Annotated in this window: 26 protein-coding genes; 10 read left to right on the forward strand and 16 right to left on the reverse strand. The window is 70.4% G+C overall.

Annotation, left to right across the window (positions count from 1 at the left end; all coding sequences use genetic code 11):
• Nucleotides 1-42: 42 nt before the first annotated feature.
• From Ate02nite_RS02565 to Ate02nite_RS02590, 6 genes are read right to left on the reverse strand one after another with little or no spacing between them, the layout of a single operon-like run.
• Complete coding sequence (locus Ate02nite_RS02565; protein WP_203798219.1) at nt 43-444, reverse strand: VOC family protein; 402 nt, start codon at nt 442-444, stop codon at nt 43-45.
• Nucleotides 441-1,559: a 2-oxo acid dehydrogenase subunit E2 gene (locus Ate02nite_RS02570; protein ID WP_203798221.1), complete on the reverse strand. Its 1,119-nt coding sequence runs from the start codon at nt 1,557-1,559 to the stop codon at nt 441-443. The genes Ate02nite_RS02565 and Ate02nite_RS02570 overlap by 4 nt, the downstream gene beginning before the upstream one ends.
• Nucleotides 1,556-2,566 (reverse strand): alpha-ketoacid dehydrogenase subunit beta, encoded by a 1,011-nt coding sequence (locus Ate02nite_RS02575; RefSeq protein ID WP_239147066.1) that lies wholly within the window; start codon nt 2,564-2,566, stop codon nt 1,556-1,558. The genes Ate02nite_RS02570 and Ate02nite_RS02575 overlap by 4 nt, the downstream gene beginning before the upstream one ends.
• Nucleotides 2,548-3,459: a thiamine pyrophosphate-dependent dehydrogenase E1 component subunit alpha gene (locus tag Ate02nite_RS02580; RefSeq protein ID WP_203798225.1), complete on the reverse strand. Its 912-nt coding sequence runs from the start codon at nt 3,457-3,459 to the stop codon at nt 2,548-2,550. Before Ate02nite_RS02580 ends, Ate02nite_RS02575 begins: the two co-directional genes overlap by 19 nt.
• Entirely contained in the window at nt 3,456-3,800 is a 345-nt protein-coding gene (locus tag Ate02nite_RS02585) for an antibiotic biosynthesis monooxygenase family protein (RefSeq protein WP_203798227.1), read from the reverse strand. The genes Ate02nite_RS02580 and Ate02nite_RS02585 overlap by 4 nt, the downstream gene beginning before the upstream one ends.
• Nucleotides 3,788-4,090, reverse strand: a complete 303-nt coding sequence (locus Ate02nite_RS02590; protein WP_203798229.1) for a TcmI family type II polyketide cyclase — start codon at nt 4,088-4,090, stop codon at nt 3,788-3,790. Before Ate02nite_RS02590 ends, Ate02nite_RS02585 begins: the two co-directional genes overlap by 13 nt.
• Nucleotides 4,091-4,200: 110 nt before the next feature.
• Between Ate02nite_RS02590 and Ate02nite_RS02595 the strand changes: the two genes are divergently transcribed.
• The 7 genes from Ate02nite_RS02595 (at nt 4,201) to Ate02nite_RS02625 (ending at nt 9,505) form a co-directional block, all read left to right on the forward strand.
• Nucleotides 4,201-4,752, forward strand: coding sequence for a PadR family transcriptional regulator (locus Ate02nite_RS02595; RefSeq protein ID WP_203798231.1), 552 nt, complete (start codon nt 4,201-4,203; stop codon nt 4,750-4,752).
• Nucleotides 4,753-4,855: 103 nt separating this feature from the next.
• Nucleotides 4,856-5,281 carry a cupin domain-containing protein gene (locus Ate02nite_RS02600; RefSeq protein WP_203798233.1) on the forward strand — a complete coding sequence of 142 codons (426 nt, stop codon included), beginning with the start codon at nt 4,856-4,858 and terminating at the stop codon, nt 5,279-5,281.
• Nucleotides 5,281-6,540 (forward strand): beta-ketoacyl-[acyl-carrier-protein] synthase family protein, encoded by a 1,260-nt coding sequence (locus Ate02nite_RS02605; RefSeq protein WP_203798235.1) that lies wholly within the window; start codon nt 5,281-5,283, stop codon nt 6,538-6,540. Before Ate02nite_RS02600 ends, Ate02nite_RS02605 begins: the two co-directional genes overlap by 1 nt.
• Complete coding sequence (locus Ate02nite_RS02610) at nt 6,537-7,760, forward strand: ketosynthase chain-length factor (RefSeq protein WP_203798237.1); 1,224 nt, start codon at nt 6,537-6,539, stop codon at nt 7,758-7,760. Before Ate02nite_RS02605 ends, Ate02nite_RS02610 begins: the two co-directional genes overlap by 4 nt.
• 2 nt (nt 7,761-7,762) lie before the next feature.
• Nucleotides 7,763-8,017 carry an acyl carrier protein gene (locus Ate02nite_RS02615; protein WP_203798239.1) on the forward strand — a complete coding sequence of 85 codons (255 nt, stop codon included), beginning with the start codon at nt 7,763-7,765 and terminating at the stop codon, nt 8,015-8,017.
• Between the two features lies 1 nt (nt 8,018).
• Entirely contained in the window at nt 8,019-8,465 is a 447-nt protein-coding gene (locus Ate02nite_RS02620) for an SRPBCC family protein (protein WP_203798241.1), read from the forward strand.
• Nucleotides 8,462-9,505 (forward strand): methyltransferase, encoded by a 1,044-nt coding sequence (locus Ate02nite_RS02625; RefSeq protein ID WP_203798243.1) that lies wholly within the window; start codon nt 8,462-8,464, stop codon nt 9,503-9,505. Before Ate02nite_RS02620 ends, Ate02nite_RS02625 begins: the two co-directional genes overlap by 4 nt.
• Nucleotides 9,506-9,553: 48 nt before the next feature.
• Here Ate02nite_RS02625 and Ate02nite_RS02630 read toward each other — a convergent pair whose 3' ends face one another.
• Nucleotides 9,554-11,740 carry a carbohydrate-binding protein gene (locus Ate02nite_RS02630; protein WP_203798245.1) on the reverse strand — a complete coding sequence of 729 codons (2,187 nt, stop codon included), beginning with the start codon at nt 11,738-11,740 and terminating at the stop codon, nt 9,554-9,556.
• A 107-nt stretch (nt 11,741-11,847) separates the two neighbouring features.
• Between Ate02nite_RS02630 and Ate02nite_RS02635 the strand changes: the two genes are divergently transcribed.
• On the forward strand, nt 11,848-12,381 hold the full coding sequence (locus Ate02nite_RS02635; RefSeq protein WP_203798247.1) for a hypothetical protein: 534 nt from the start codon (nt 11,848-11,850) through the stop codon (nt 12,379-12,381).
• 27 nt (nt 12,382-12,408) lie between these two features.
• Here the strand turns inward: Ate02nite_RS02635 and Ate02nite_RS02640 are convergent, their stop codons facing one another.
• From Ate02nite_RS02640 to Ate02nite_RS02670, 7 genes are all read right to left on the reverse strand, one after another.
• Complete coding sequence (locus Ate02nite_RS02640; protein ID WP_203798249.1) at nt 12,409-13,263, reverse strand: glycoside hydrolase family 16 protein; 855 nt, start codon at nt 13,261-13,263, stop codon at nt 12,409-12,411.
• A gap of 59 nt (nt 13,264-13,322) precedes the next feature.
• Nucleotides 13,323-14,513 carry an elongation factor Tu gene (gene tuf / locus Ate02nite_RS02645; protein ID WP_203798251.1) on the reverse strand — a complete coding sequence of 397 codons (1,191 nt, stop codon included), beginning with the start codon at nt 14,511-14,513 and terminating at the stop codon, nt 13,323-13,325.
• 254 nt (nt 14,514-14,767) lie between these two features.
• Nucleotides 14,768-16,576: a serine/threonine protein kinase gene (locus Ate02nite_RS02650; protein ID WP_239147067.1), complete on the reverse strand. Its 1,809-nt coding sequence runs from the start codon at nt 16,574-16,576 to the stop codon at nt 14,768-14,770.
• Between the two features lie 144 nt (nt 16,577-16,720).
• Nucleotides 16,721-17,284: a DUF998 domain-containing protein gene (locus Ate02nite_RS02655; protein ID WP_203798253.1), complete on the reverse strand. Its 564-nt coding sequence runs from the start codon at nt 17,282-17,284 to the stop codon at nt 16,721-16,723.
• 40 nt (nt 17,285-17,324) lie between these two features.
• Entirely contained in the window at nt 17,325-19,337 is a 2,013-nt protein-coding gene (locus Ate02nite_RS02660; RefSeq protein WP_239147068.1) for a response regulator, read from the reverse strand.
• 71 nt (nt 19,338-19,408) lie between these two features.
• Complete coding sequence (locus Ate02nite_RS02665) at nt 19,409-20,146, reverse strand: phosphodiesterase (RefSeq protein WP_203798258.1); 738 nt, start codon at nt 20,144-20,146, stop codon at nt 19,409-19,411.
• A gap of 140 nt (nt 20,147-20,286) precedes the next feature.
• A complete protein-coding gene (locus tag Ate02nite_RS02670) occupies nt 20,287-21,036 on the reverse strand; it encodes an SIR2 family NAD-dependent protein deacylase (protein WP_203798260.1) in 750 nt (249 codons plus the stop codon).
• A gap of 255 nt (nt 21,037-21,291) precedes the next feature.
• On the opposite strand from Ate02nite_RS02670, the gene Ate02nite_RS02675 reads away from it, so the two are divergent.
• Nucleotides 21,292-22,389 (forward strand): lytic polysaccharide monooxygenase auxiliary activity family 9 protein, encoded by a 1,098-nt coding sequence (locus tag Ate02nite_RS02675; protein ID WP_203798262.1) that lies wholly within the window; start codon nt 21,292-21,294, stop codon nt 22,387-22,389.
• A gap of 210 nt (nt 22,390-22,599) precedes the next feature.
• On the opposite strand, the gene Ate02nite_RS02680 is transcribed toward Ate02nite_RS02675, so the two are convergent.
• Nucleotides 22,600-23,538, reverse strand: coding sequence for a ribose-phosphate diphosphokinase (locus tag Ate02nite_RS02680; RefSeq protein WP_203798263.1), 939 nt, complete (start codon nt 23,536-23,538; stop codon nt 22,600-22,602).
• Nucleotides 23,539-23,613: 75 nt separating this feature from the next.
• Between Ate02nite_RS02680 and Ate02nite_RS02685 the strand changes: the two genes are divergently transcribed.
• Entirely contained in the window at nt 23,614-24,456 is an 843-nt protein-coding gene (locus Ate02nite_RS02685) for an ABC transporter ATP-binding protein (protein WP_203798267.1), read from the forward strand.
• Here the strand turns inward: Ate02nite_RS02685 and Ate02nite_RS02690 are convergent.
• Complete coding sequence (locus tag Ate02nite_RS02690) at nt 24,453-25,106, reverse strand: ABC transporter ATP-binding protein (RefSeq protein ID WP_203798270.1); 654 nt, start codon at nt 25,104-25,106, stop codon at nt 24,453-24,455. The two genes, Ate02nite_RS02685 and Ate02nite_RS02690, sit on opposite strands and share 4 nt — an antisense overlap.

Consider the following 25,106-nt stretch of genomic DNA (forward strand, 5'->3'; position numbering starts at 1 on the left):
TAACTCGTACGCGATTAGTCGCTTATGAGTATACGTCGGTCGTCAGTGTCGCGGCTCGTGCAGGACCTGGCAGAACATCAGCGCGTTCCCGTCCGGGTCGAGAAAGGTCAAGAACGAGATCAGCTCGGGAATGACCTGGTCCGGACCCTGGACCCGGACATCCATCGCGGTCAGGCGGGCGCGCTCGGTCGCGAGGTCGCGTACCCCGAAAGTGGGCATCGCGCCGCCGCCCGGAGCGACCTGGGGCATCCGGTAGAGCCCGAGATAGACGTCCTTGGTGGGCGTGATGAACTCGCACCAGCCGACCTTCGCGTCGGCCCGGAACTCGATCTCGAAGCCGAGCACCCTCTGGTACCACTCGATGGAGCGGTCCATGTCGGTGACCGCGAGCCAGGGGGTGAAGATTCCGTCGTACTGCGGGGCGGGCGAGATTGATTCGGTCATGCGGACGCCTCCTGGGCGATCGGCGGGGTGGTCCATGCCTGCAAGCGCTCGCGGTTCTCCACGCTCGCCTTGAGATGCTTGAGAAAGCGGACGGCGTCGCGGCCACCCAGCACCCGGTGGTCGTAGGCGACGCCCAGGGTGAACACGGTGCGCGCGACCGGTTTGCCGTCCGGGTCCAGCGTCAGCTCCCGCTGCGGGCCACCGAGCGAGACCATGGCCAGGTGCGGCGGGAAGATCAACGGCACGACCAGGCTGACGTCGGTGTACGGGTTGACCGACAGCCCGATGCAGCTGCCGTCGAGGTCCGCCTCCCGGAACGATCCGGTCAGGGCCGCCCGGTGGTGGCCGTCGAGGGTGTCCGCGACCTGCGCCAGCGTGAGCAGGGCGGGGTCGGGCACGGTGGCCAGGTACAGCCCGTGGCCGGCGTCGACGGTCACGCCGACGTCGACGCGGTCCGGCAGAACCACCTCCCGGCCGTCGCGGAGCCGGCCGAAGAACAGCGGGAACTCCTCGTACGCCTGCCGGATCGCCTTGATGACGGCCTCGGCCGGGCGGGTCGGCGGCACCTCGCGCAACCGCTCCGCGGACACCTTGACGGCGGTGTATGCGGCCGGCACGGTCGCGTGCGCCTCGGCGACCACCGCGGCCACCGCCTGCTGGTGGCGGCTCAGCGTGCGGACCCGGTCCGCCGTGCCGTCCCGCTCGGCGACCAGCCTCCGCACGTCGCCGAGGCGGACCACGCCGCCCAGCGCCCGCAGCTCCTGCTCGGAGACACCGTGCCGGTCGGCCTCCGCGCGCGCCGCGTCGGTGACGATGCCGGCGGCGGGGCGGGCGGCCTCGGGTGCGGCCCGCTCGGTGGCGAGGAAGGCGTCGCGGTCGGCGGCCGATGCGAACAGCCGCCCGATCACGTCGCTCTGCTTGCACTCGGTGTTCTCGGCGACCAGCCGGTGCAGGATCCCGCCCTGCTCGGTGACGATCTCGTGGGTGGCCTTGGAGGTCTCCAGCACGGCCACGGCCGCGTCCGCCGGCACGTCCTGACCGTCGGCGAAAAGCCAGTCGGTGAGGACGTACGACTCGTCGTTGGCGTTGACCTTCGGTACGACGATGTCGGTCATCGCGTCGCCTCCCACACCGCGGTCACGATCTTGGCCGGGCCGACCCGGACGGTCTCCTCCAGGTGCGGGGCGGCCGGGATGACCTCCGGTTCGGCGGCCACCGTGACCACCGGCCGGCTCAGCTGACCCCACAGCGCGGTGTGCAGCTCGTGAGCCACCGCCGCGCCCCAGCCGCCACCGGCCGGCCCGTCCTCCACAACGCACACCACGGCGGCCCGCCCGGCCGCGTCCAGCACCGGCTTGGCGTCGAACGGCCACAACCGCGACGGCACGATGATCTGCGTCTCCAGCTCGTGGCGCAGCAGCAGCTCGGCGCCGGCCCGCATGGCCCGGTCGGCCACCCCGCCCGGGCAGATGATCAGGCAGTCGGTTGACTCCGGCCGGCCCATGGTCAGCACGGCCGGACCCAGCGGGCCGGCCGGCAGCTCGGCCGCCCAGAGCTGGTCGATCCGGCCCTCGCCCCGGGCCGGCTGGGTGTAGAGGATCTTGTCCTCGAAGAACACCGCCGGATCGCCGCGGTCGAGCAGGTCGGCGAGCACGTGCCGGGGGTCGTGGAAGGCCGACATCTCGGCCAGCGCCAGATGGGGCACGCCGATCAGGTGCTTCTGCGGGTTCTGGCTGTGCGTCGGGCCGTAGCCGCGTCCGCCGCCGACCGGGCACCGCACGACCGTGCGCAGGGGCACCCGGCGCCCGTACATCGACACCGACTTGGCGGCGAAGTTGACGATCTGGTCGAACGCCAGCAGCAGGAAATCGCCGAACATCACCTCGACCAGCACACGGTGCCCGGCCAGCGCCAGGCCGTTGGCCACCCCGACGATGCCGTTCTCGCTGATCGGGGTGGAGAGGACCTGGTCCGGGAACCGGGTGGACAGCCCCTTGGTGGCGCGGAAGGCCCCGCCGTACGGATCCAGGACGTCCTCGCCCAGCAGCAGCGTGCCCGGGTCGCGGCCCAACAGGTCGTGCAGCCCTCGGTTGAGTGCCTCGACTACTCGTTCGCCGGCCACTGCCGCCTCCATTCTGACGCCGGTCGCGCCCGTACGTCGTCGACCACCGCCGCCACCCGGTCGCGCTGGCGCCCGTCCGCCGCGGCAAAGGACTCCGGTGCGGCCGCGGCCAGGCGCGGGTACCAGTCGGCCCGGCGGGCCGCCTCGAGCTCCTGTTCGGAACGCGTGTCGTCGCCCTTGCTGTGCGGGCCGAGCCGGTGCGTACGGAACTCGACCACCAGCGGCTCGCCGCTCGTCCGCACCAGCGAGATCGCGGGCGCGAGCGCGGCCCGGATCGCCGTCACGTCGTTGCCCTCGACCAGCCGGTGCCGGATGCCGAACCCGGCACACCGGCCGCCGATGGTGCCGGCCAGGTGAGCCTCGGTCGGGGTGGTCTGCGCGATGCCGTTGTGCTCGACCACGACGATCATCGGAGCCCGCCACAGCGCGGCCATGTTCAGCGCCTCGTAGACCGCGCCCTCGCCCCACGTCCCGTCGCCGATGTAGGCGACGACTACCGAGCCCGGCTTGCGGCGGCGCAGGCTCAGCGCTATGCCGACGCCGACCGGCAGGCTCTCGCCCTGTACACCGGTGGACAGGTAGCCGTCGCGGAACAGGTGCTGGCTGCCGCCGACCCCGTCGCACACCCCGCCCCGCCGGCCCATGATCTCGGCCAGCAACCCGGCCGGATCGTCGTAGCGGGCCAGGTAGTGACCGTGGCCGCGGTGGTTGCTCAGCACGAAGTCGTCCTCGGCCAGCAGCGGGCTCAGCGCGACGGGCACGTGCTCCTGGCCGAGGCAGGTGTGCGTGGTGCCGTTGAGCTCGCCGGCCGCGAACAGATCGAGCAGGCGCTGCTCGAAGTGCCGGATGAGAAGCAGCGAGTCCAGGTCGTCGTCGAGTGTCGGGGCCGTCACGGCGCGCTCGGCACCAGATGACCGGGGACCCGTTGCACCACGACCATCGGGGTGCGGGATCCGCCACGGCGGAGCTCCTTGAGCTTGCGGCCGCCCTCGGCGTGCCCGGCACTGGCCGTGAAGTCGGCGAACCCGGCCTCGTCGGCCCAGTCGGTGACGATGTAGTACACGTCCGGCTCGTCGGCCACCCGCGACAGCGACTGGCCCCGGCTGGCCGGATGACGGCGCGCGATCGCCGACATCTCTCCCCACGCCAGCTCGAAGCGCGGCCCCGCGCCCGGTTCGATCTCCATCCGGATGAGTACCCGGTATCCGCCCTCGCCGGTCATCACGCGTGCCACTGGTAGAACGAGGTGGCCTGGGACTGCGCCATGGCCGGTTCGTTCTTCCGGTACGGCCGCAGGTAGCCCCGCAGCTTCGCGTCGATGTCCTGGATGAGGGCGTCGTTGCGGGCGTCGTAGAGCCGCGGGAGGAACTCGACGTCCGACTGGACCAGGTGGAAGTAGAGCCCCTGGTAGTGGAACAGCGTCCGCTGCGCGACGCCGAGCCGGGCCGGCAGCCCGGTCGCGTCGTGGTCGGCGAAGACGCCGGCGACGGCGTCCGCGTCAGCCTCGTCGAAGCGTCGGACCATCAAAGCCTGATAACGCACGGGTGACCTCCGGGATCGGGTTTCGCCTCTCCACGACGCTGACAGGCGGCTCTCGAGCCTGGGTAAAGAGCGACTAGTGCTTCACTGTTGCGGTGAACAGCACCCGTCTCTTCATCCTCAGCGCCCTGGCCAAGGGCGGCCCGATGTACGGCCACCAGATCCGCCTCGCGGCCCAGGTCGACCGCACCGACCTGTGGACCGACATCAAGGCCGGCTCGCTCTACGGAGCCCTGCACCGCATGGAGAAAGACCAGGTCATCGAGACCGTGCGGACCGAGCAGGCGGGCAGCCGCCCGGCGCGGACCGTGTACGCGCTCACCGACACCGGGCGGCGCGAGTTCGAGGCCCAGCGCGACGAAGCGCTGCGCGACTGCCGGTTGACGCCGGATCCCATCGACCTCGCGCTCCAGTCGACCTTCGACATGCCGGCCGAGCTGCTCCACGCCATGGTGGCGGACCGCCTGCGGACGATCCGGGCCAACATCGAGTCGTGGAAGAGCCTGCACGCGGCGGCCGAGCCGTACATCGGGGGGCTGGAGGTTCTCTCGTTCCGGCACACCGAGCTGCGCCTGGAGGCCGAGCTCACCTGGCACGAGGAGCTGCTGGCCAGTCTGGACCGGACGGCGTCCGGCAGCGACGCCTGAGCCGGTCTCCAGCTCGCGTCGATCGAGGCTCTAGCCACCACTGTCAGCGTCGGGGAAGGCCGGGCTCGCCGGCCGTCCTCCGTCCCACGACAGGAGACCATCGATGGCGACAGCCGCCGCACGAAAGATCGCGGCCCGCGACGTGGTGCCGACAACCCGGCAGGGCGGCGAGATCCGGGTCCTGCTCAGCCCACGCACGGTCGACGCGACGGACGGATTCGGCGGGACGTTGACGTTAGCGCCCGGCGAATACGTCGCCGAGCAGTACCACCCGTACTCCGACAAGTTCCTCTACCTGGTCCGCGGCACACTCGAGCTGACCGTGGACGGGGACAAGATCCAGCTGAGCGCCGACGAGGCGATCATGGTGCGGCGCGGTCAGCGGCACCGGTTCGTCAACCCGGGCAGTGACCCGGTCCTGGCCGTCTTCCACGTGTCGCCGCTGGCGCCGCGCCCGGACATGGGACATGTCGACACCGAGCCGGTGCCGAACCCCGCCGCAGCGCTGCCGCAGGTCGGAGGCCAGTGATGACCCGGCGCGTAGTGATCACCGGACTCGGCGCGGTGGCGCCGGGGGACCCCGGCGTCAAGGCCTTCTGGCAGCTGCTCACGGCCGGGCGGTCGGCCACCCGGCCCATCTCGTTCTTCGACCCGTCGCCGTTCCGGTCGCGCATGGCCGCCGAGGCCGACTTCGACCCGGCCCGCGAGGGACTGACCCCGCAGCAGGTCCGGCGGATGGACCGCACCGCCCAGATGGCGGTGGTCGCCGCGCGGGAGGCGGTCGCCGACGCCGGCGTGGACCTCACCGCCCGCGATCCCGGGCGCACCGGGGTCAGCATCGGCAGCGCCTGCGGCTGCACGATGGGCCTGGAGAGCGAGTACGTCGTGGTCAGCGACGCCGGTCGCAAGTGGACGGTCGATCATGAGTACGCGATGCCGCACATCTACGGCTATCACGTGCCCAGCACTCTGGCCGCCGAGGTGGCATGGGACGTCGGCGCCGAAGGCCCGGTCTCGGTCACGTCGACCGGCTGCACGTCGGGGCTGGACGCGATCGGTCACGCCCGCGAACTGATCCTGGAGGGCTCGGCCGACGTAGTCGTGGCCGGCGCCACGGACGCACCCATCTCCCCCATCTCGGTCGCCTGTTTCGACGCGATCCGGGCCACGTCGCCGGAGAACGACGATCCCGAGCACGCCTCCCGGCCGTTCGACAAGCGGCGGGCCGGTTTCGTGCTCGGCGAGGGCAGCGCGGTGATGGTCCTGGAGGATCTGGACGCGGCCAGGGCGCGCGGCGCGCACATCTACGCCGAGCTGCGCGGTTTCGCCGGGCGGGCGAACGCCACCCACATGACCGGCCTGCGTCCCGACGGCACCGAGATGGCTGAGGCGATCCGGGTCGCGATGAATCAGGCCCGCCTGGATCCGAGCGACATCGACTACATCAACGCGCACGGCTCGGGCACCAAGCAGAACGACGTCCACGAGACCAACGCGTTCAAGCGGTCGCTCGGAGCCCGGGCGTACGACGTACCGGTCAGCTCGATCAAGTCGATGATCGGTCACTCCCTCGGCGCGATCGGCTCGCTGGAACTGGTCGCCTGCGCGCTGGCCATCGAGCACAACGTCGTGCCGCCCACCGCCAACCTGCACGTGCCCGACCCGGATCTCGACCTCGACTACGTCCCGCTGACCGCCCGCGACCACCGGGTGGACGGGGTGCTCTGCGTCGGCAGCGGATTCGGCGGGTTCCAGAGCGCCGCCGTGCTGTCCCGGGTGACCTCATGATCGCCACCGACACCGCGGTCTTCACCGGCATGGACATCATCGCGCCGACCGGAATCGGCATCGAGGACTACTGGAGCGCCACCCTGGCCGGCACCGCCGGCATCCGCCCGATCGAGCGCTTCGACGCCTCCGGCTACCCGGTACGGCTGGCCGGTGAGGTGCGCGGCTTCGACGAGAGCGTGCGAGTGCCGGCCCGGCTCGTGCCGCAGACCGACCGGATGACCCAGTTCGCCCTGGCCGCCGCGGACGGGGCACTGACCGACTCGGCGCTCGACCTGGACACCGTGCCCGAGTTCGGACGGGCCGTGGTGACCGCCAACTCCTCCGGTGGCTTCGAGTTCGGTCAGCGGGAGCTGGAGAACCTGTGGTCGCGCGGATCCGAGTACGTCGGGGCGTACCAGTCGATCGCGTGGTTCTACGCGGCCAACACCGGCCAGGTGTCGATCCGGCACGGGTTCAAGGGCAACTGCGGGGTGGTCGCCACCGAGCAGGCCGGCGGCCTGGACGCGGCCGGACAGGCCCGGCGGGTGCTGCGCAACGGGGCCGGTGTCGTGCTGACCGGTGGCACCGACGCCTCGCTGTGCCCGTGGGGTTTCATCACCCAGCTGCGCACCGGGTTGCTGAGCACGCGCACCGACCCGTCCCGGGCGTACCTGCCGTTCGACGCCGACGCGAACGGCTTCCTGCCCGGCGAGGGCGGCGCGATGCTGGTCATGGAGCCGTACGGATCGGCGGCCGCCCGTGGCGCCCGGGTGTACGGCGCGCTGACCGGTTACGCCTGCGGCTTCGATCCGCCTCCGGGGTCGCCGCGCCCGCCCGTGCTGGGCCGGGTCGCCCGCCGGGCGCTCGACGACGCCGGCATCGACCCCGCCCAGGTCGACGTGGTCTTCGCCGACGCCGCGGGGACGCCGGCACTGGACCGGGCCGAGGCGGCCGCCATCCGCGACCTGTTCGGGCGGCCGGTGCCGGTCGCCGCCCCCAAGGCCATGACCGGCCGCCTGTACGCCGGTGGCGCCGCGCTCGACCTGGCGACCGCGCTGCTCTGCCTGCGGGATCAGATCATTCCGGCCGCGGCCGGGGTGACCGCCGATCCGCGCCTCGACATCGACCTGGTCACGGACGCGTCCCGGCCGGCCGCGATACACACCGTTCTCGTTCTCGCCCGCGGCTACGGCGGCTTCAACGCCGCCGCCGTGCTGTCACTGCCTGGAGAGGAATAACGATGACCACGTTCACGATGGAAGACCTCGGCGCCGTCCTGAAGGACGCCGCCGGGGCACCGGAGACCGGCGCCTGGAACGACGACGTGCTCGACCTTCCCTTCTACGAACTGGGCTACGACTCGCTGGCGCTGCTCGAGGTGTCCGCGCGGATCGGCCGACAGTTCAAGATCGCCATTCCGGACGACGCGGTGGTCGAGATGAAGACGCCCCGCATCGCCGTGGAGTACATCAACGCGCGAATCACCGGGGCGTGACATGGCCGGGCACACCGACAACAGCATCGTCATCAAGGCGCCGATGGACCTGGTCTGGAACCGCACCAACGACGTCGAGTCCTGGCCGCAGCTGTTCAGCGAGTACGCCGAGGCGACCATCCTGGAGAAGGACGGCGACACCGTCCGGTTCCGGCTGGTGATGCACCCCGACCAGCAGGGCCGGGTGTGGAGCTGGGTGTCCGAGCGGACGCCCGACCCGCAGACCCGGTCGGTCCGCGCGTTCCGGGTGGAGACCGGCGCCTTCTCGTACATGAACCTGCGCTGGGAGTTCCACGAGGAGCCGGACGGCGTACGGATGCGCTGGATCCAGGATTTCGAGATGAAACCGGGCGCGCACACCGACGACGCGGGCATGGTCGACTACCTGAACCGCAACACCAAGATCCAACAGGAGCGGATCAAGGCGATCCTGGAGGACGCGGCGTGAGCACCGGACCGCAGGACCTCCACAACCAGCGCCTGCTCATGCTCGCCGGCGGGGTGCGGCTGTCCGGCATCGTGCACGCCCTGTGCGCGCTCGGCGTGGCCGACCACCTCGCCGACGGGCCGCGCTTCGTCGCCGATCTCGCCGCCGCGTCCGGCGCCGAACCGGACGCCCTGCGGCGCCTGCTGACGGCCGCCTCCGGCGTCGGCATCTTCGCGGCCGACGGCGACGACCGTTTCATGCTGACCCCGCTGGCCGAGGGCCTGCGATCGGACACCCCGGACAGCATCCGCGCCCTGGTGCTCTACAGCTGCGCGCCGACGATCCAGCGCTCGTACGCGTCGATCCTGCACACCGCGACCGGCGGCGGGCGGGCGTTCGACCACGAGTTCGGCCGGCCGCTCTGGGACCATCTGGCCGCCCATCCGGAGGAGGAGGCGTTCTTCGACGGCACGATGACGCAGATGAACCTCCGGCTCACCCCGGCTCACCTGGACGCGATGCGGCCGGAGCGGTTCGCCACGATCGCCGACCTCGGCGGCGGCCAGGGCCATTTCCTGGCCGAGGCGCTCAAACGCCGGACCGACGCACGTGGCGTGCTGTTCGAGCGTGGGCCGGTCCTCGAGGCGGCCGGCCCGGTCCTCGAGAAGCACGGGGTCAGCGACCGCGTCGCCCTGGCGGCCGGCGATTTCTTCACCGATCCGCTGCCCGTCGCGGACGCCTACGTGCTCCGCGGCATCCTGCACAACTGGCCGGACGACCAGGCGGCCACCATCCTGCGCCGGGTCCGCACCGCGATCGCCGACCGGTCGCAGGCCCGCCTGTTCGTCCTGGAACAGGTGATGGGTGAGGCCAACCACTGGGACCACGCCAAGTTCCTGGACATCGACATGATGCTGGTCTTCGGTGGCCGGGAGCGGACGCTTGGCGCATGGCAGAGCCTGTTCGCCGGAGCCGGCCTCGAACTCGTGAGCACTCCCCCGGTCGGCCGGTGGACCGTTCTGGAGTGCCGGCCGCTGCCGACTGACCGGCCGAACCGTTGAGGCCCTGATAGGGCAGGGCACCTGCGGCCCTGCCCTAGATCCGCACACTCAGCTCAATCGCAGGTAATCCAGGTTGAACCCACCGGTCTCGCAATAGACCGTCAGCGGTTGGTCGCCGGCCGGCAGTGGCACCGGCACGTGCACCGACTGGTAGGTGCCCCAGCCGCCGGTGGGTGGGACCGAGACGGTGGCCAGGGTGGCGCCGGACGCGTCGCGCACCGAGATCGCGCCGGGGGCCTCCGCGCCGGTGCCGTTCGCTACCCGCAGTTCCAGGTCGTAGGTTCCGGCCGCGGCCACGTCCAGGCGGTATTGCAGCCAGTTGCCGGGTGCCGTCCAGCCGACGTTCTTGCCGCCGCTGGCCGACGGGTTCGACTCGACGAAGTTGACCCCCTCGGTCCAGCCGTGTTGCGCGACATAGGCCTCCGCCTCGACCGTCTCGCCGATCGGGGCACCGTGCGGGGCCACCGTCAGGTGCACCGTGGTAGCCACACGGGCGGCACCGTCGGTGACGTAGAAGGTCAGGGTCTGCTCACCCGCGGTGGTCGGGTGGACGGTCACCTCGCCGGTGGTCGCGTTCAGTGAGACGCCGGGCGGCAGGTCGGTGGCGTAGTAGGCGAGCCGGTCGCGGTCCCGGTCGGTGGCCTGCAGCCGGAACGTCGTGGTCACGTACTGGTCGGCGATCACCGGCGCCGGCGCCGCGAAGACCGGTGCGTGGTTGCGGTGGGTGCCGGGCGGTCGCGCATTCCATCGGTACGTGGCGTACGCCCCGGCCGGCACCGTCACCACGAAGGATTCGGCGCCCAGCACCACACGTACCGACGAGGGGGTGGGGTTGCTGTTGGCGACGATGGCCGTGAAGTCGTTTCCGTCGCGGTAGACGACGTTGCTCACGCCGCCGGCCGGCGCGCTCGACTCGACCCGGACGTCGCCCGGCTTCAGATAACGGGCGAACTGGCCGAGCGGGTAGAGCTCATCCCGTACCGAAAAGGTCTTGGAATTGGTGTTGACCTTCACCAATCGGTCCGGCCATTTGGTGGTCGCCGCGATCTGGTCCCAGTCCACGTTGTTGTCGCGTTTGTCGGTCCAGTGCAGGGTGCCGCCGTCCTGGTCGGTGGCCTGCGCCCAGAGGATGTAGGAACTCGCGTCGAGCCGGAAATAGCTGAGCACGGTTGCCGGGTTCAGGTCGCTGGTCTCGGTCAGATGCACCGGCTTGCCGAATTCCTGATAGGCGTCGCGCATCACCGTCGGATCGCCCCAATAGGGGTGGAACGCGATCGCGTCGGCCGCTTTCCGGGCCGCCGGATCGTTCATGATCCGGTAGTAGTTCTTGGTCTCGGTGCTGGCCGGATCGCGCCAGTCCCAGAAGTTGAAGTCGTGCACGTAGAGGTCGGTGCGCAATCCGGCGCGACGGGTCTCCCGCTTGATCGCGACCGCGAGTTTCTGCTGCTGGTCGACGCTGATGTCCATGGCCGGATAGACCACATCCATCCCCGGCTCATTGAGCAACGTCAAAGAATCAACCCGAACCCCCTGCTTCGCGTACGCCTGCAGGTACTTCACGTAGTACCGGGCGAACACGTCGATGCAGTCGTCCCGCAGCTTGCCCGCCTGGTAGTAGGAAGACGTGCTGCCCGGCTTCAGCGCGACCTCACCGAGGAACTTGTTGTTCGTCTTCATCCAGGCCGGCGCGCTCCACGCCGACGCGAAGAAGGTGGCCTTCGGGTTGTACTTCAGAATCAGCCGGGCGGTGTCCACGATGTGCAGATCGATGTCCCGCTGAATGGAGAAGTGCTTCAGCGCGAAATCGTCGGCCACCCCGGCCGGAAGCTCGTCGTAGGACCAGAACGGCAGATGCTCGATGAGGTCGGGGCTGCCGATGGTGAGCCGGAACCGGTCCAGCCCGGCCCCGGTCTTCGGGTCGGCGAGCAGCCGGATCGCGTTCTCCCGCTCGGCCGGCGTCAGCTTCCAGAGGTTGGACACGCTGGTCTCGTCGAGTGAGAACCCGATCCCGCTGTACGCCTGCCGCTCCTGACTCGGGTCGACCACCACTGTCGCGTCGGTGCCCTGCCCGCGCCCGTCCCCGACCCGGACGGCCGGCAGCGCCTGCCAGGCGTGCGTGGCCCCGGTCGACCAGGAGCCGCTGACCAGCGCGCCCCGGTGCCCACCGGCGTCGGCGGGTTGCGCTGTGGCCAGCAGCAACACCACCACGAGCGCCGCGGTTGTCGATCGCCTCACGAGACCTCCCGCACAGATAGATCAAGAGCTATCCGTGCGAGTTTATTGACGTCTTTAACTAAGGCGCAACGCCCAGGAAACGTCGAGATTTGACAGACTTCGATGCCATGGACATCTTGCCGGTGGTGGCGACGACGCTCGGTGGTGCGCTTTCGGCGACTCTCGGTGTGCTGGTCGGTGGCGTCGTCACCCGCCGTGCGCAGGAGCGGCACTGGGTGCGGGACAAGCAGCTGCAGGCCTACCAGGAGCTGTTCGGGCAGTACGCCCGCTTCATGATGGAACTGCGGCGCGCCCACCTGGACCGCCGGCCGCACAACGCGGACTGGGCCGCCTGGAGTGTCGCGCTGACCTCGGCCAGCCTGGTCGCGCCGCTGACCGTGGCGACCGCGATCGACGGCTTCGGCCGCGCGGTCGGCGTCTTCCTGGACGCGGTGTCGACCCGCAACCCGGTCACCAACCCGGTCGACGAGAAGGGCCTGACCGAGGCGTCCCGCCCGGCGGCGGAGGCCCATCTGCTGTTGCTGAACGCGATCCGGCTGTCGCTGGGCCGCACGTTCGAGGAGCTGCCGTTCTACCTGGGCGGCACCCTCGGCTCACACGAACTGGGCCGCGATCCGGCCCGCAACGGCCCGACGACGTAGGCGTGGATGCGCACCACGCGCGGGGGCCTACTGGTATTCGGTGTCGGGGGTGGCGTACATGCGGACCCAGTCGATGTCCTGGCGGGCCGGCTGCATCAGGGCGCCGTTGTCCGGGAACATGTCCATCTGGGCGCCGCCGTTGGAGCGGCTGAACGCCTCGATCGAGGCGTTGATGGTGCATTTGAGGACGCCATCGACGTACCAGGAAATTTTGGTTGGTTGCCAATCGATGGCGTAGTTGTGGAACTGGGTGGAATCGAGGACCACCTTGCATTCCTTCGTGCCCTTGGAATGCACGAAGAGGCCGACGGTGGGGGCGGCCACGTCGCGTTCGGCGAAGTCGATCTCGGCCTCGGACCAGAGGGCGTCGTTGTCCGGCCAGAGCAGCGGGACCGCGTGGTAGGGCTTGCCGCCGTTGTTGCCCAGCGGCAGCGCGCGCTCGCGGACCTCGACCCGCCCGTACCGGAAGGGTCTCGTCCGGCCCCACAGGCCGCCGGTCTTGCCGTCGGCCGTACCGGTCACCCGCAGGTAGCCGCCGCTCTGGGTGGTCTGCGACGCGCAGCGCTGGCCGTTGTCGTGGTAACCGGGCGAGCAGCCGACGGTCTCGTCGTAGCCGGCCCCGAACAGGCCCCACTTCTTCAGGTCGATCGCGGTGCCGTTGAACTCGTCCGACTGCTCGGCCACCGGCGCTCCCCACTGCTGGCGGAAGGCGGCCTCGTCGGGGGCATGGATGATCGCGGGGACGGTGGCGGCGGGCGCGACGACGGCCTGATCCGGGGCGCTCGCGGGATCGGTGTTCTCGGCCCACGCGACGCCACCGATGGCGGCAGCAAGAAGGGCACCGGCGGCAACTAGCGGGCGTCGCCAGTGGGGGTGTTTCACCGGGCGAAGGCTACCCGGCCGCGGCCCGGCTGTTCACCAGCCGGGCCGCTAATCGTGGTTCAGTCCAACAGATGGGTGACGGTACCGGCGGCAACCGTGCGATTACCCTCACGTACGGCGAAACCCATCCCGGTCTCCAGCGCGACCGGCTTACCGAGCGTGACCACGACGTCGTCGAGGGTGTCGCCCGGCATCACCAGGTCGAGCCCGCCCAGGTCCAGACCACCCGACACGTCGGTCGTGTGGAAGTAGAACTGGGGCCGGTAGTTGGCCTCGAACGGCGTGTGCCGGCCGCCCTCGGCGTAGGTCAGCGCGTACATCGTCGCCCGGAACCGCTGGTGCGGCGTGACGCTGCCGGGCACCGCGACCACCTGGCCGCGCTGCACCTGCTCGCGCTTCACGCCCCGGAGCAGGACGGCCGCGTTGTCGCCGGCCTGGGCCGACTCCAGCGACTTGCCGAACATCTCCAGGCCGGTGGCCACGCTGGCCACGGTCGGGCCGAGGCCGACGACCTCGACCGGGTCGCCGACGTGCAGCGTGCCGCGCTCGACCTTGCCGGTGACGACCGTGCCCCGGCCGCTGATCGACAGGACGTTCTCGATCGGCATCAGGAACGGCTCGCCCAGCTCGCGCGGCGGCACCGGGACGTAGTCGTCGACCGCGTCGAGCAGGTCGACGACCGAGCCGACCCAGTGCGGGTCGCCCTCGAGGGCCTTCAGCGCGCTCACGCGCACCACCGGCACCTCGTCGCCCGGGAAGCCGTACTCGCTGAGCAGCTCCCGCACCTCCAGCTCGACCAGGTCGAGCAGCTCCGGGTCGTCCACGGCGTCGCTCTTGTTGAGCGCCACCACCAGGTACGGCACGCCGACCCGCTTGGCCAGCAGCACGTGCTCGCGGGTCTGCGGCATCGACCCGTCCTGCGCCGACACGACGAGGATCGCGCCGTCCACCTGCGCCGCCCCCGTGATCATGTTCTTCACGTAGTCGGCGTGGCCGGGCATGTCCACGTGCGCGTAGTGGCGCGTCGGGGTCTCGTACTCGACGTGCGCGATGGTGATGGTGATGCCGCGGGCGGCCTCCTCCGGCGCCTTGTCGATGCCCTCGAACGCGACGTACCGGTTGGCGGCCGGGTCGCGGTCGGCGAGCACCTTCGTGATGGCGGCGGTCAGGGTGGTCTTGCCGTGGTCGACGTGCCCCATCGTCCCGATGTTGACGTGCGGCTTGTTACGGATGAACTGGCTCTTGGCCATGATGGTTCCTCACTGGTGGTAAGGCTGATTTGTCACGAAACGCGGCTAACCGCGCCAGAACCCGCACAGGGACCAGCGACCCTTCCCCGGGGTTCTGCTGGCAGGTGGGGAAGGGTCAGCTTCGGGTATCGGCGCCGCTGACAAGAAGAACGCGCCCGGGAGCCACCATCGAGGGCAGCTGCAGACCGGGCGCGAACATGCGGATCACGTTAGGCGTCAACCGATCATCGGTCGACTTAATTTCCTACGTTTCGTCACCAGGTGAAGGTGGACCCTTTGGAGGAGCTGGCGATCGTCCGGCCGTTCCGCTCGTAGCGGTAGGTCATGACCACCGCGTACTGCCGGCCGCGCGACGGGCTGGCCCCGGACGGCCCGCATCCCTGCGTCGCCGCGTTGCCGCCGAAGGCCAGGCCGTTACAGGTCTTCGGCCCGGCCACGGTGCGGCCGCTGCTCGCGTCCTGCAACGTCACCGAGATGCTGCCGGTGCCACCGCCCGGCGCGGTCAGCGACGCCTGGTACTGGATGTCGCGCCCGATCATCTGACACGGCGCCGGCACCAGCGGCGTCCGGCTGCTCAGGTCGAAGGCCACGCTCTGCCGGCATTGCCAAGGACCATAGGGCTTGGCCTCTGGTTGCGGTGACCGCGTCTTGGTCACCCTGGGTGCGGAGGCTTTGGCGGGTACGCGGGTACGGGTGACCGAACGCACCGGGTGGGCAGCCGCCTTCACCGGCGCCCGGCTCGCCAGCGCGGCCGGGGACGGTTTCGACGAGCTGGTCGGGGTGACCGTCTCCCGGGGTTGCCCGCCGTCCTCGCGGCCGTTGTTCCAGATCGTGGTGACCACCGCCGACGCGACCATGGCCGCCGCGATCAGCCCCATGGTGACCCCGGGCCGCTTGATCCACCGCCACCGGGGCGGGGCGTTCCCGAGGTCCGGCTTGCGTGGCAAGGGCAGCAGGCTGACCGCCTCGGCGACGTCGTCCCCGCCCTCCCGGCCCGGCCCCGCGTTGCCGGTCCGCACCTCCGGCTCGCTCACACTGGCGGGCCGGGCTCGAACGGGCTGGCTGGGCACCCGACTCGCGCGGGGCGGATGGGCCAGGCCGTTCGGGTAGAACGCCGAGTCGTCCGAGTAGGCGCTGCCCGGGTCGGTGTAGACCCCGTGCGGCCGGGGCAGGGCCGGCACACCCTCACACTCCCGGGCCGCGTCGGACAGCGCCACCACCATCTCGGCCGCGCTGGGCCGCAGCCGGGGTTTGCTCGCCATGCAGTCGTCGACCAGGTCCCAGACCGCGTCCGGCATGCCCGGCCGCCGCTCCCGTTGACCCTCCATGTGCCGGCGCATCAGGTCCGGGATCGAGTCGCTGTCGTACGGCGGCCGCCCGCTGACCAGCTCGTACAGGAGCACGCCGAGCGCGTACACATCGGTGGCCGGGGAGGCGGTCGACCCGTGGAACGCCTCCGGGGCCATGTAGTGCGGGGTGCCGACGACCGCGTTGGGCGTGGTCATGCTGGGGGTGTTGAGGATCCGCGCGACCCCGAAGTCGGTGAGCCGGGTGTCCAGCCTGCCGCCCTCCACGCGCAGCAGGATGTTGTCCGGCTTGAGGTCGCGGTGGATCACGCCGAGCTCGTGCGCCTCGGCCAGCGCCGCCGCGACCTGGGCCGCGAGCCGGCAGGCCTCGGTCGCGGCGACGGTGCCGCGTTCGCGGAGATGATCGCGCAGGCTGCCGCCGTCGACCAGGTCCATCACCAGCCCGAGGGTCTCGCCCACGCTGAACAGATCACGGACCCGCACCACGTTGCGGTGCCGCAGCATCAGCAGGATGGTGCGCTCCTGCACGAACCGGGTGACCAGCTTGGGCTGGCGCAGCAGGCTCTCGTGCAGCAGCTTGACCGCGACGGGTTCGCCGGAGGCCCGGTCCACACCCCGCCACACGGTGCCGGTGGCACCCTGGCCGATGGGATGCTGCAGGACGTACGAGCTCCCGACGCAGCGCCCACTGAGATCCATGGTCGACGCGCCGTCAGAATCCGCCCGTGCGACGCTGCTCGTGCGATCCTTGGTCACGAAAACTTCCTCCCGGACTGTCACCGATGCCCCGGAATCCTGCTGTTTGTCCGGATCGATGGCAAGCCCGCGAGTCCAAGTTCGCACCTTTGGTAGGTATAGCGGGATTCCCGTCACTGCCCCGCCCGGCATTCGTTCGGCAGATCAAGAACGAAGAGCCCGCAGACCGAGTACGGCGATCCAGCTGCAGCCCACCGCGATGGCCAACCGCTGGAAGACCCCGGTGGCCGCCTCGATGCCGCCGGCCAGCACGAACAACCCGGGCACGGCGACACCCACCGCGCGGCAGTACCAACTCCACCCCCGCGTCGGACGCCAGCGCGCCGCCACGAACGCCGCCGCCGGCAGTGACACCAGGAAGACGACCGCCGAGACAAGGTTATGGACGATGCCGTGCCCGGTCCGCACGGTGGTCGGCGCCGGATCGCTGACGAACGCACCGGCCAGCATCAGACTCACCCCGAACAGCGCCAGCAGCCACCCGGTCCAGCGCGACACGACCTGCCGCACGGCGACCGAGAACGCGACCATCAGCGCGCCGGTGATCAGAAAGCTGGCGATCTGCAGCCAGCCGCCCGGCCCGATCGCGGCCTCGCTCACGAAGTCACGCAGCGGGTCGTAGTCCGGGCGGATCCGATCGTTGACCAGGAACACCGCCACGAACAGCGGACCGGCCACCACGCCGCACCACAGCAGGATCCGCGCCATGGCCGGAACCATAGGCGCGGATCACTGAGTGCGGGCTGAGCTAATCCCCCGGTGTGGGCTGTGGGCCGCAGAGGTTGCGGATGGCGCCCAGCAAGGTGGAACGGGTGAACGGCTTCTCGATCAGCATGCTGTTGTCGTCCAAATGCAGCTGCGGGCCGAGCGACGCCGCCGTGTAGCCGGACATGTAGAGAACCGGCAGGTCGGGCTGGTGGGTGCGCAGGGCGCCGGCCAGCTCCGGGCCGGTCATGGTCGGCATCACCACGTCGGTGATCAGCAGGTCGGGGTGGGCGCCGGCGGCGACCTGGGTGACCGCCATCAGCGCGTCGGTGGCGACCGTGATGGCGTAACCGGCCGGTTCGATCAGGCGCTGCACGAGCTGGGCCACCTCGGGCTGGTCCTCGACGATCAGCACGTTGCCGATCACCTGGGACTGGCGGGCCTCGGAGCTGGCCGGCTTCTCCTCGGCGGCCGGCAGGTAGAGGTGGACCGTGGTGCCCAGGCGCGGCTGCGACTCCAGCTCGATGTGGCCGCCGATACCCTGCACGATGCCGGCCGTGGTGGCCAGGCCCAGACCGGCCGCGGTGGGCCGAGTGGTGAAGAACGGCTCGAGCGCTCGCTGGCGTACCTCTTCGGTCATGCCGGTTCCGGTATCGGTGATCACCATGTGCACCAGCCGGCCGGTCGGCACGCCCTCGGGCGGCTCGCCCTGCTCGTGCACCTCGTTCGACGCCGCCACCCGCAGCATGCCGCCGCGCAGCATCGCGTCGCGGGCGTTGGCCGCCACGTTGACCAGCGCCTGCTCGAGCGGGCCGCGCTCGGCTCGCACCGGCCACACGTCGGCCCCGAACGCCAGGTCCAGGCCGATGTGCTCGCCGAGCGTACGGCTGAAGAGCGATTGCACGTCGGTGAGCAGGTCGGGGATCGGAATGATCTCCGGGCGGTTGCCCTCGCTGCGGCCGAAGGCCAGCAGTTGGTGGGTGAGGGTACGGCCGGTGCCGACCGCCTCCAGGATGTCCTGGGCCAGCTGGTGCTGGGGCGTGCCCTCCTCGACCTCGGTGAGGATCATGTCGGCCGAGCCGCCGACGACGGTGAGCAGGTTGTTGAAGTCGTGCGAGATGCCGCCGATCAGCTGGCCGAGGCTGTCCAGCCGGCGCAGGTGGTCGAGCTGGCGTTTGAGGCCGCGAGCGTCGATGTGGTCGGTGGTGTCGGTGACCATGCACACCACGCCGGTGTACTTCGACTGGTCGTCCATCAGCGGCATCATGCTCATCCGCACGCTGCGGCGGGAGCCGTCGGCTCGCATGAGCCGGGTCGCGCCGACCGTGGACCGGCCCGCCTCGCACTCGCCGAGGCGGCGGGTGAGCTCCTTCTGCCCCTGGTCGTCCAGGAAGCCGCGCAGCGACACCCCGACCAGCTGGGGCCGGGGCAGGCCGAGGACCACGCCCATCGGTTCGTTCGCGTACGTCGCGACGCCGTCCGGGTCGAGCTGCAGCACCCCCTCGGGGATGGTCTCGAGCACCCGGCGGTAGCGCTCCTCGCTGGCCCGCAGCCGTTCCAGCGCGCGGGCGCTGGACACCGCCAGGGCCAGCTCACCGGTGATGTCCCGGGCCAGCTCGACCTCGGCGGTCGAGTAGAACGCGCCCGGCGTCTCCCGGGTCAGCACCAGGTAGCCGGAGTACGTGTTGTCGACGATCACCGGGACCAGCACGGCCGCGTGGATGTGGTGCTCGTCGCCGGCCAGGGGTTCCACCCCGTCGCCGGCCAGCACTATCGGCCGCCGGCTCGCGGCGAGGGCGGTGGAGAAGTCGTCGTCGGGAAGCTGGCTCACGTGGTCGAGGACCCGGCCCAGCGACGCCGATCGTTCGTCGTCGACGTGCCGGTAGATGATCGAGTCGTACCGGCCGTCGTCTCGGAGAAGTTGGACCCCGGCGCCGTCACCGATCATGTCGGCCGCCGCGCGGGCCGCGGTGGATCGCACCTCGGCGGAATCGTTGGCGACCCGGCTCAACGCCAGGGCGAGGTCGGCTAGTGCGTACCGGAGGGGGTAAGCCATGACACCCATGTCGACATGATCCGTGTCTGGTGGGATGCGTGCGGCCTATTCGCCAGGTTTGCAACCAATGCTTAGAGAATGACCCGGTAGTGGGTGGTGAGGCGGCGGTCCTCGCCGAGCAGGTGAAACGCGATCATCGGCGGCAGATCGCGGTTGAAGATCTCTTCGGTCTCGAAGGGCAGCATCAGCGTCGAGGTGATGCTCGGGGCGACAAGCATCGGCCGCCCGGCGAAGACGCCCGCGGCCGGGGTGTGCGCGTGCCCACAGAGCAGGGCCACCACCTGCGGGTGCCGCTCGACCAGCGCGGCCAGGCGCTCGGTGCCGAACTGGCGGATCTCGTCGATGAACGGGATGCCCAGCGGCTCCGGCGGATGGTGGAAGCACACGAAGGTCGGCAGCTCGGGCTGGTTGGCCAGCGCCGCGGCCAGCCACTCGATCGTCTCGTCGGCGAGCAGCCCGTCGTTACGCCCGGGAATGCTGGAGTCGAGCATGAGGATCAGTACGCCGTTGATCTCGAAGGCCCGGTTGATCGGCCGGGCGTCCGGCGCCTCGCCGAGCAGAGCCTTACGATAGGGCTCGCGGGCGTCGTGGTTGCCCGGGCACCAGAGCACCGGGACGGGCAGGTCGACCAGCTCGCGTAGTCGTTCGTACTCCGACTCGGCGCCGTGATCGGCGAGATCGCCCGTGACGATCACCGCGTCGGGCGGTGTCGGCAACTCGGCCAGATAGCGGAAGACTCGGCCGGCGCGCTGGAGACTGCGCTCCCCCGCGTCGATATGAACATCACTGACGTGCGCAAATATCCCCATGGCGATGACGCTACGCGCAAGAGCGCCTACGCTACGACGTCCAATAGGCGACACCTGGCGCCGATGCATCGAAGGCGAACGTCATGACCATGCAGACGCCTTCCGTCGCGAACCCGACGCCATGAAACCTTGCGTCCGGATCATCGACCACCCCACGCTCTGGCCACCAGATCGGGCAGGACCTGGGCGGCCGGGCCGCGCAGGTTGACGGCGGCCACCGAGTCGAGCGCGGTGGGCTCCGGGTTGATCTGGATGACCGTGGCACCGGCCCGATCGGCCACGTAGGGGATCTCGGCGGCCGGGTAGACCAGGCCGGAGGTGCCGATGGTCAGCAGCAGGTCGCAGTCGAAGGCGGCCTCGGCGGCGGCCGACAGCGCCGCGGCCGGCAACTGCTCGCCGAACCAGACGACGCCGGGGCGCACGTCGGCACCGCAGTCGACGCAGACCGGCGGCGGGATCCGGCCGCCCTCGGCCGGCACGTCACCGGGCTCGGCCGGCGCGCCGCAGCCCGAGCAGCGCGGGGTGAACAGGCTTCCGTGCAGGTGGACGACCTCTTCGAGGCCGGCCCGCTCGTGCAGGTCGTCGATGTTCTGGGTGATCACGACGGTGCTCGCGACCCGGGCCGCGATCGCCGCCACGGCCCGGTGCCCGGCGTTGGGGGCGACCTGCTCCACCTCGGCCCGTCGCCATTCGTACCAACCCCAGACCAGGGCCGGATCGGCCTCGAACGCCTCCGGGGTGGCCAGCGACTGGGCGTCGTAGCGCGCCCAGAGTCCGGTAAGCGAGTCCCGGAAGGTGGGCACGCCACTCTCGGCGGACATCCCGGCCCCGGTGAAGACCACGACCCGCTTGGCGTCGCGGAGCAGGCCCGCGGCGTCACGTTCCGGCATGTGCTTGACCCTCCTCGCCCCAGCGGCCGTACCGCGGGCATTGTGTCGCACAGTCGCACACTCGCGCGTCCCCCTGTCCCCCGGCGGTGTACGAAACGAGCCGTTCATTATTGACAACTGTCAATTCAGCCGGGATGGTAGGCGTCACTCGCCGGGTCACGCCGCGGAGGGCGAGGGCAGCCTCCGCAACCTTCCCCCATGACCCCATGGCCTCGTCCACCGGGGCCAGATATCCCCGCGGAGCACTGAGCCCTCATGTCCAGAAAACGCATGCGCCTTCTCGTCAGCGTTCTCGCCGGCGTGCTGATCGCCGCCTTCGCCGTCGCCATCCCGGTCGGTCCGGCATCCGCGCACGGCAACGTTCTCAGCCCCGCCTCCCGCAACTACGGCTGCTGGCTGCGATGGGGCGACAAGTTCCAGGATCCGACCATGGCCACCGCCGATCCGATGTGTTACCAGGCCTGGCAGACCGATGTCCAGGCGATGTGGAACTGGAACGGCCTCTATCGCGAGGGTGTCGCCGGCAACCACCAGGGCGTCATCCCGGACGGTCAGTTGTGCAGCGCCGGCCAGACGCAGAGCGGCCGGTACAAGGCGATGGACACCGTCGGCGACTGGAAGGCCACCACGGTCGGTAACAGCTTCAACGTCCAGGTCTTCGACCAGGCGCTGCACGGCGCCGACTACCTGTGGGTGTACGTCACGAACCCGGGCTACAACCCGGTGACGACCGCCCTGAAGTGGTCGGACCTCACCCGGGTCGCGGTGGTCGGCAACACGCCGGCGTCGCAGTGGACCGCGGTGACCGGTGGCGTGCAGCTCAACATCCCGGTGTCGCTGACCGGCCGGACCGGGCGGGCCATGGTCTACACGATCTGGCAGGCCAGCCACCTGGACCAGTCCTACTACTGGTGCAGCGACATCGACTTCGGTGGCGGCGGCACGACGCCGACGACGGCGCCCACGACGGCGCCCACCACGACCCCGACGACGGCGCCCACCACGGCTCCGACGACGACCCCGCCGACCACGACGCCCACCACGACGCCGACCACCGGCGCCTGCGCGGCGACCTACGCCACGACCAGCACGTGGTCCGGCGGCTACCAGGGCGAGGTCAAGGTCACCGCCGGTTCTTCGGCGATCAAGAGCTGGACGGTACGCCTCACCTACGCGAGCGCGCCGACCATCCAGCAGACCTGGAACGCCACCTCGACGGTGAGCGGGAACGTGGTGACGTCAACGAATGCCAGCTACAACGGCGCACTGAGCGCCGGCGGCAGCACCACCTACGGGTTCCTCGGCTCGGGCACGGCGAGCACCCCGACGGTCACCTGTACCGCGACGACCTGAGGCAGCTCTTCTCAACGCCCCGGCCGCCAGCTAGAGTCCTTTGGGAGCGCTCCCAGCATTGACCCTCACGAATGAAGGGAGACCCACCCAGCAACCTCGCGTGACACCGGTTCCGTAAGACACCAATCCGTCCACATGGACTGGAGCGGGGGTCGGGACGCCCTCCCCAACCCCCGCTCACCCAAATGCCTCAAGCGAAACCCAAACGCATCAGGCGAACAGCGCGCTGACCGACTCACCGTTGTGGATGCGACGCATCGCCTCGGCGAGCGCCGGCGCCACCGACAGAACGGTCAGTTTCTCCGTGTGGTTCTCCGCCGGGATCGGCACCGTGTTGGTGCAGACGATCTCCTCGATCTCCTTCTCCTCGGAGAGCCGCTTGATCGCGTCGTTCGAGAACAACCCGTGCGTGCAGGCCACCCGCACGCTGCGCACGTTCCGCTCGCGCAGCCGGGCGAGCAGCTCGAACACCGTGCTGCCCTTGGCGATCTCGTCGTCCAGCACGATCACGTCCCGATCGGTGACGTCGCCGATCACCGTACTGATAACGACCTTGTCGTCGGCGAAGCGCTGCTTCGCGCCGGCCGCGACATCGACGTCGAGCAGGCGGGCGAAGGCCGCCGCCTCCTTCGCGTTGCCCAGGTCCGGCGAGACCACCACGGTGTTGCTCAGGTCGTAACCGCGGAAGTGCGCGGCCAGCTCGCGCAGCGCGTGCAGATGGTCGACCGGAATGTTGAAGAAGCCGTGCACCTGCGGCGAGTGCAGGGTCATCGCCAGCACCCGGTCGGCACCGGCCGTGGTGAGCAGGTCGGCGACCAGGCGGCCACCGATGGAGATGCGCGGTGCGTCCTTCTTGTCGCTGCGGGCGTACGCGTAGTGCGGCAGCACCACGGTGATCCGGCCGGCGCTCGCACCACGCGCGGCGTTGAGCATGAAGAGCAGCTCGACCAGGTTCTCCTGGGTGGGCGGCACCAGCGGCTGGATCAGGAAGACGTCCTTCTCCCGGCAGTTGCCCTGCAGCTGAACCTCGATGCAGTCGTTGGCGAACCGGGAGGTCTTGGTCGGCATCAGCGGCACGCCCAGATGCAGACAGATCTCGGCGGCGAGTTCGGGGTGGGCGGATCCGGAGAATACGGCGATGTCACGCACGAGTAACACCCTAAAAGCATCCCACCGAACACTTACGAGCGACCTTTGGTTCCCCCGAGGCGCTAGCGTGACCCCATGAACGGACTTGCCGTGGCCTGCCGCCGGGTGGTGCACATCTATCGCGCCGAGGCCGGTGACGTGGTCGCCCTGGCCGGCGTCGATCTCTCCATCGCGCCGGGCGAGACGATCGCCCTGGTCGGGCCGTCCGGTTCGGGCAAGTCGACGCTGATCGCGCTGCTGGCCGGACTGATGCGGCCGTCGGCCGGGCGCATCAACATCGGCACCTACGACATGGGCAAGCTCTCCGACGGCGAGATCTCGCGGCTGCGCGGCACCGAGATCGGCGTGGTCCTGCAGGGCGCTTCGCGAAACCTTCTGCCGTACGCGTCACTGCACCGCAACATCTGGCTGGCCCAGCGCCGGGCCGCGCACACCCGTGGCATCAAGCTCGACGACCCGGACCGCATCCTCGACCTGGTCGGCCTGCCCGGCCAGGGCCGCCAGCGGCTGTCCGACCTGACCCCGGGCGGCCGGCAGCGCGCCGCCCTGGCGGTGGGCATCGCCACCGGGCCCGGCCTGCTGCTTGTCGACGAGCCCACCAGCCGGCTCGACACGGCCGGCCGCGACGAGGTGCTGGCCGCGATGGAGACGGTGAACGCCGAGCGCCAGACCACGATCGTGGTGGTGACCCACGACAACGAGGTCGGCGCCCGGCTGGGCCGCGCGGTGACGATCCGGGACGGCCGGGTCGGCGCCGAGGGCCGCGACGGCCAGGACTTCGCGGTGGTGGCCGGCGACGGCACCGTGCAGCTGCCGCCGGAGGTGCTGGGCAGCTATCCGCCCGGCACCCTGTTCACCGTCCAGCACGTCGACGGCGAGGTGACCCTGGTCCCGGGCGGAACCGAACACGTCGCCTAGGGGCGGGCCCAGATCGCTTCGCCGTCGGCCAGGTGCAGTTCGCGGTCGCAGGCCGCGGCGGCCTCCGGGTCGTGGGTGGCGAAGACGACGGCGGCACCTCGGGTGGCCTCGGCCCGCAGCAGTTCGATGACGCGCTGACGGTTGGCGGCGTCCAGCTCGCTGGTGATCTCGTCGGCCAGCAGGACGTCGCCGCGCAGGGCCAGGCCGCGGGCGATCGCGGTGCGCTGCTGCTGGCCGCCGGACAGCTCCTCGATCAGCTGGTTGGCCTGCCCGGAGAGCCCGAGCGGCTCCAACGCCTCGGCGGTGCGGCGGCGGGCCTCGGCCGGGGTGCCGCCGGTCGCGATGACCGCGACCGAGATGTTCTCGGCGGCGGTGAGGATCGCGGCCAGGCCGTTGTCCTGCGGGATCAGCACCACACCGAGCTTCACCGCGTGGTCCCGGTCGGTCAGAGCCTCGTCCTCGACGAGAACCTTCCCGGCGGCCGGCCGCAGCAGCCCGGCCATCGCGCTGAGCAGCGTCGTCTTGCCGGCCCCGGAGGTGCCGGTCACCGCCAGGATCTCGCCGGGGCGGGCGGTGACCGTGACCCCGGTCAGCACCGCCCGGTCGCCGTCCCAGGCCAGGTCGGCGCCGTCGATCGTCAGAGTCGTCAC

This window comes from Paractinoplanes tereljensis (assembly GCF_016862435.1).
In the GTDB taxonomy this organism is placed as follows: Bacteria; Actinomycetota; Actinomycetes; order Mycobacteriales; family Micromonosporaceae; genus Actinoplanes; species Actinoplanes tereljensis.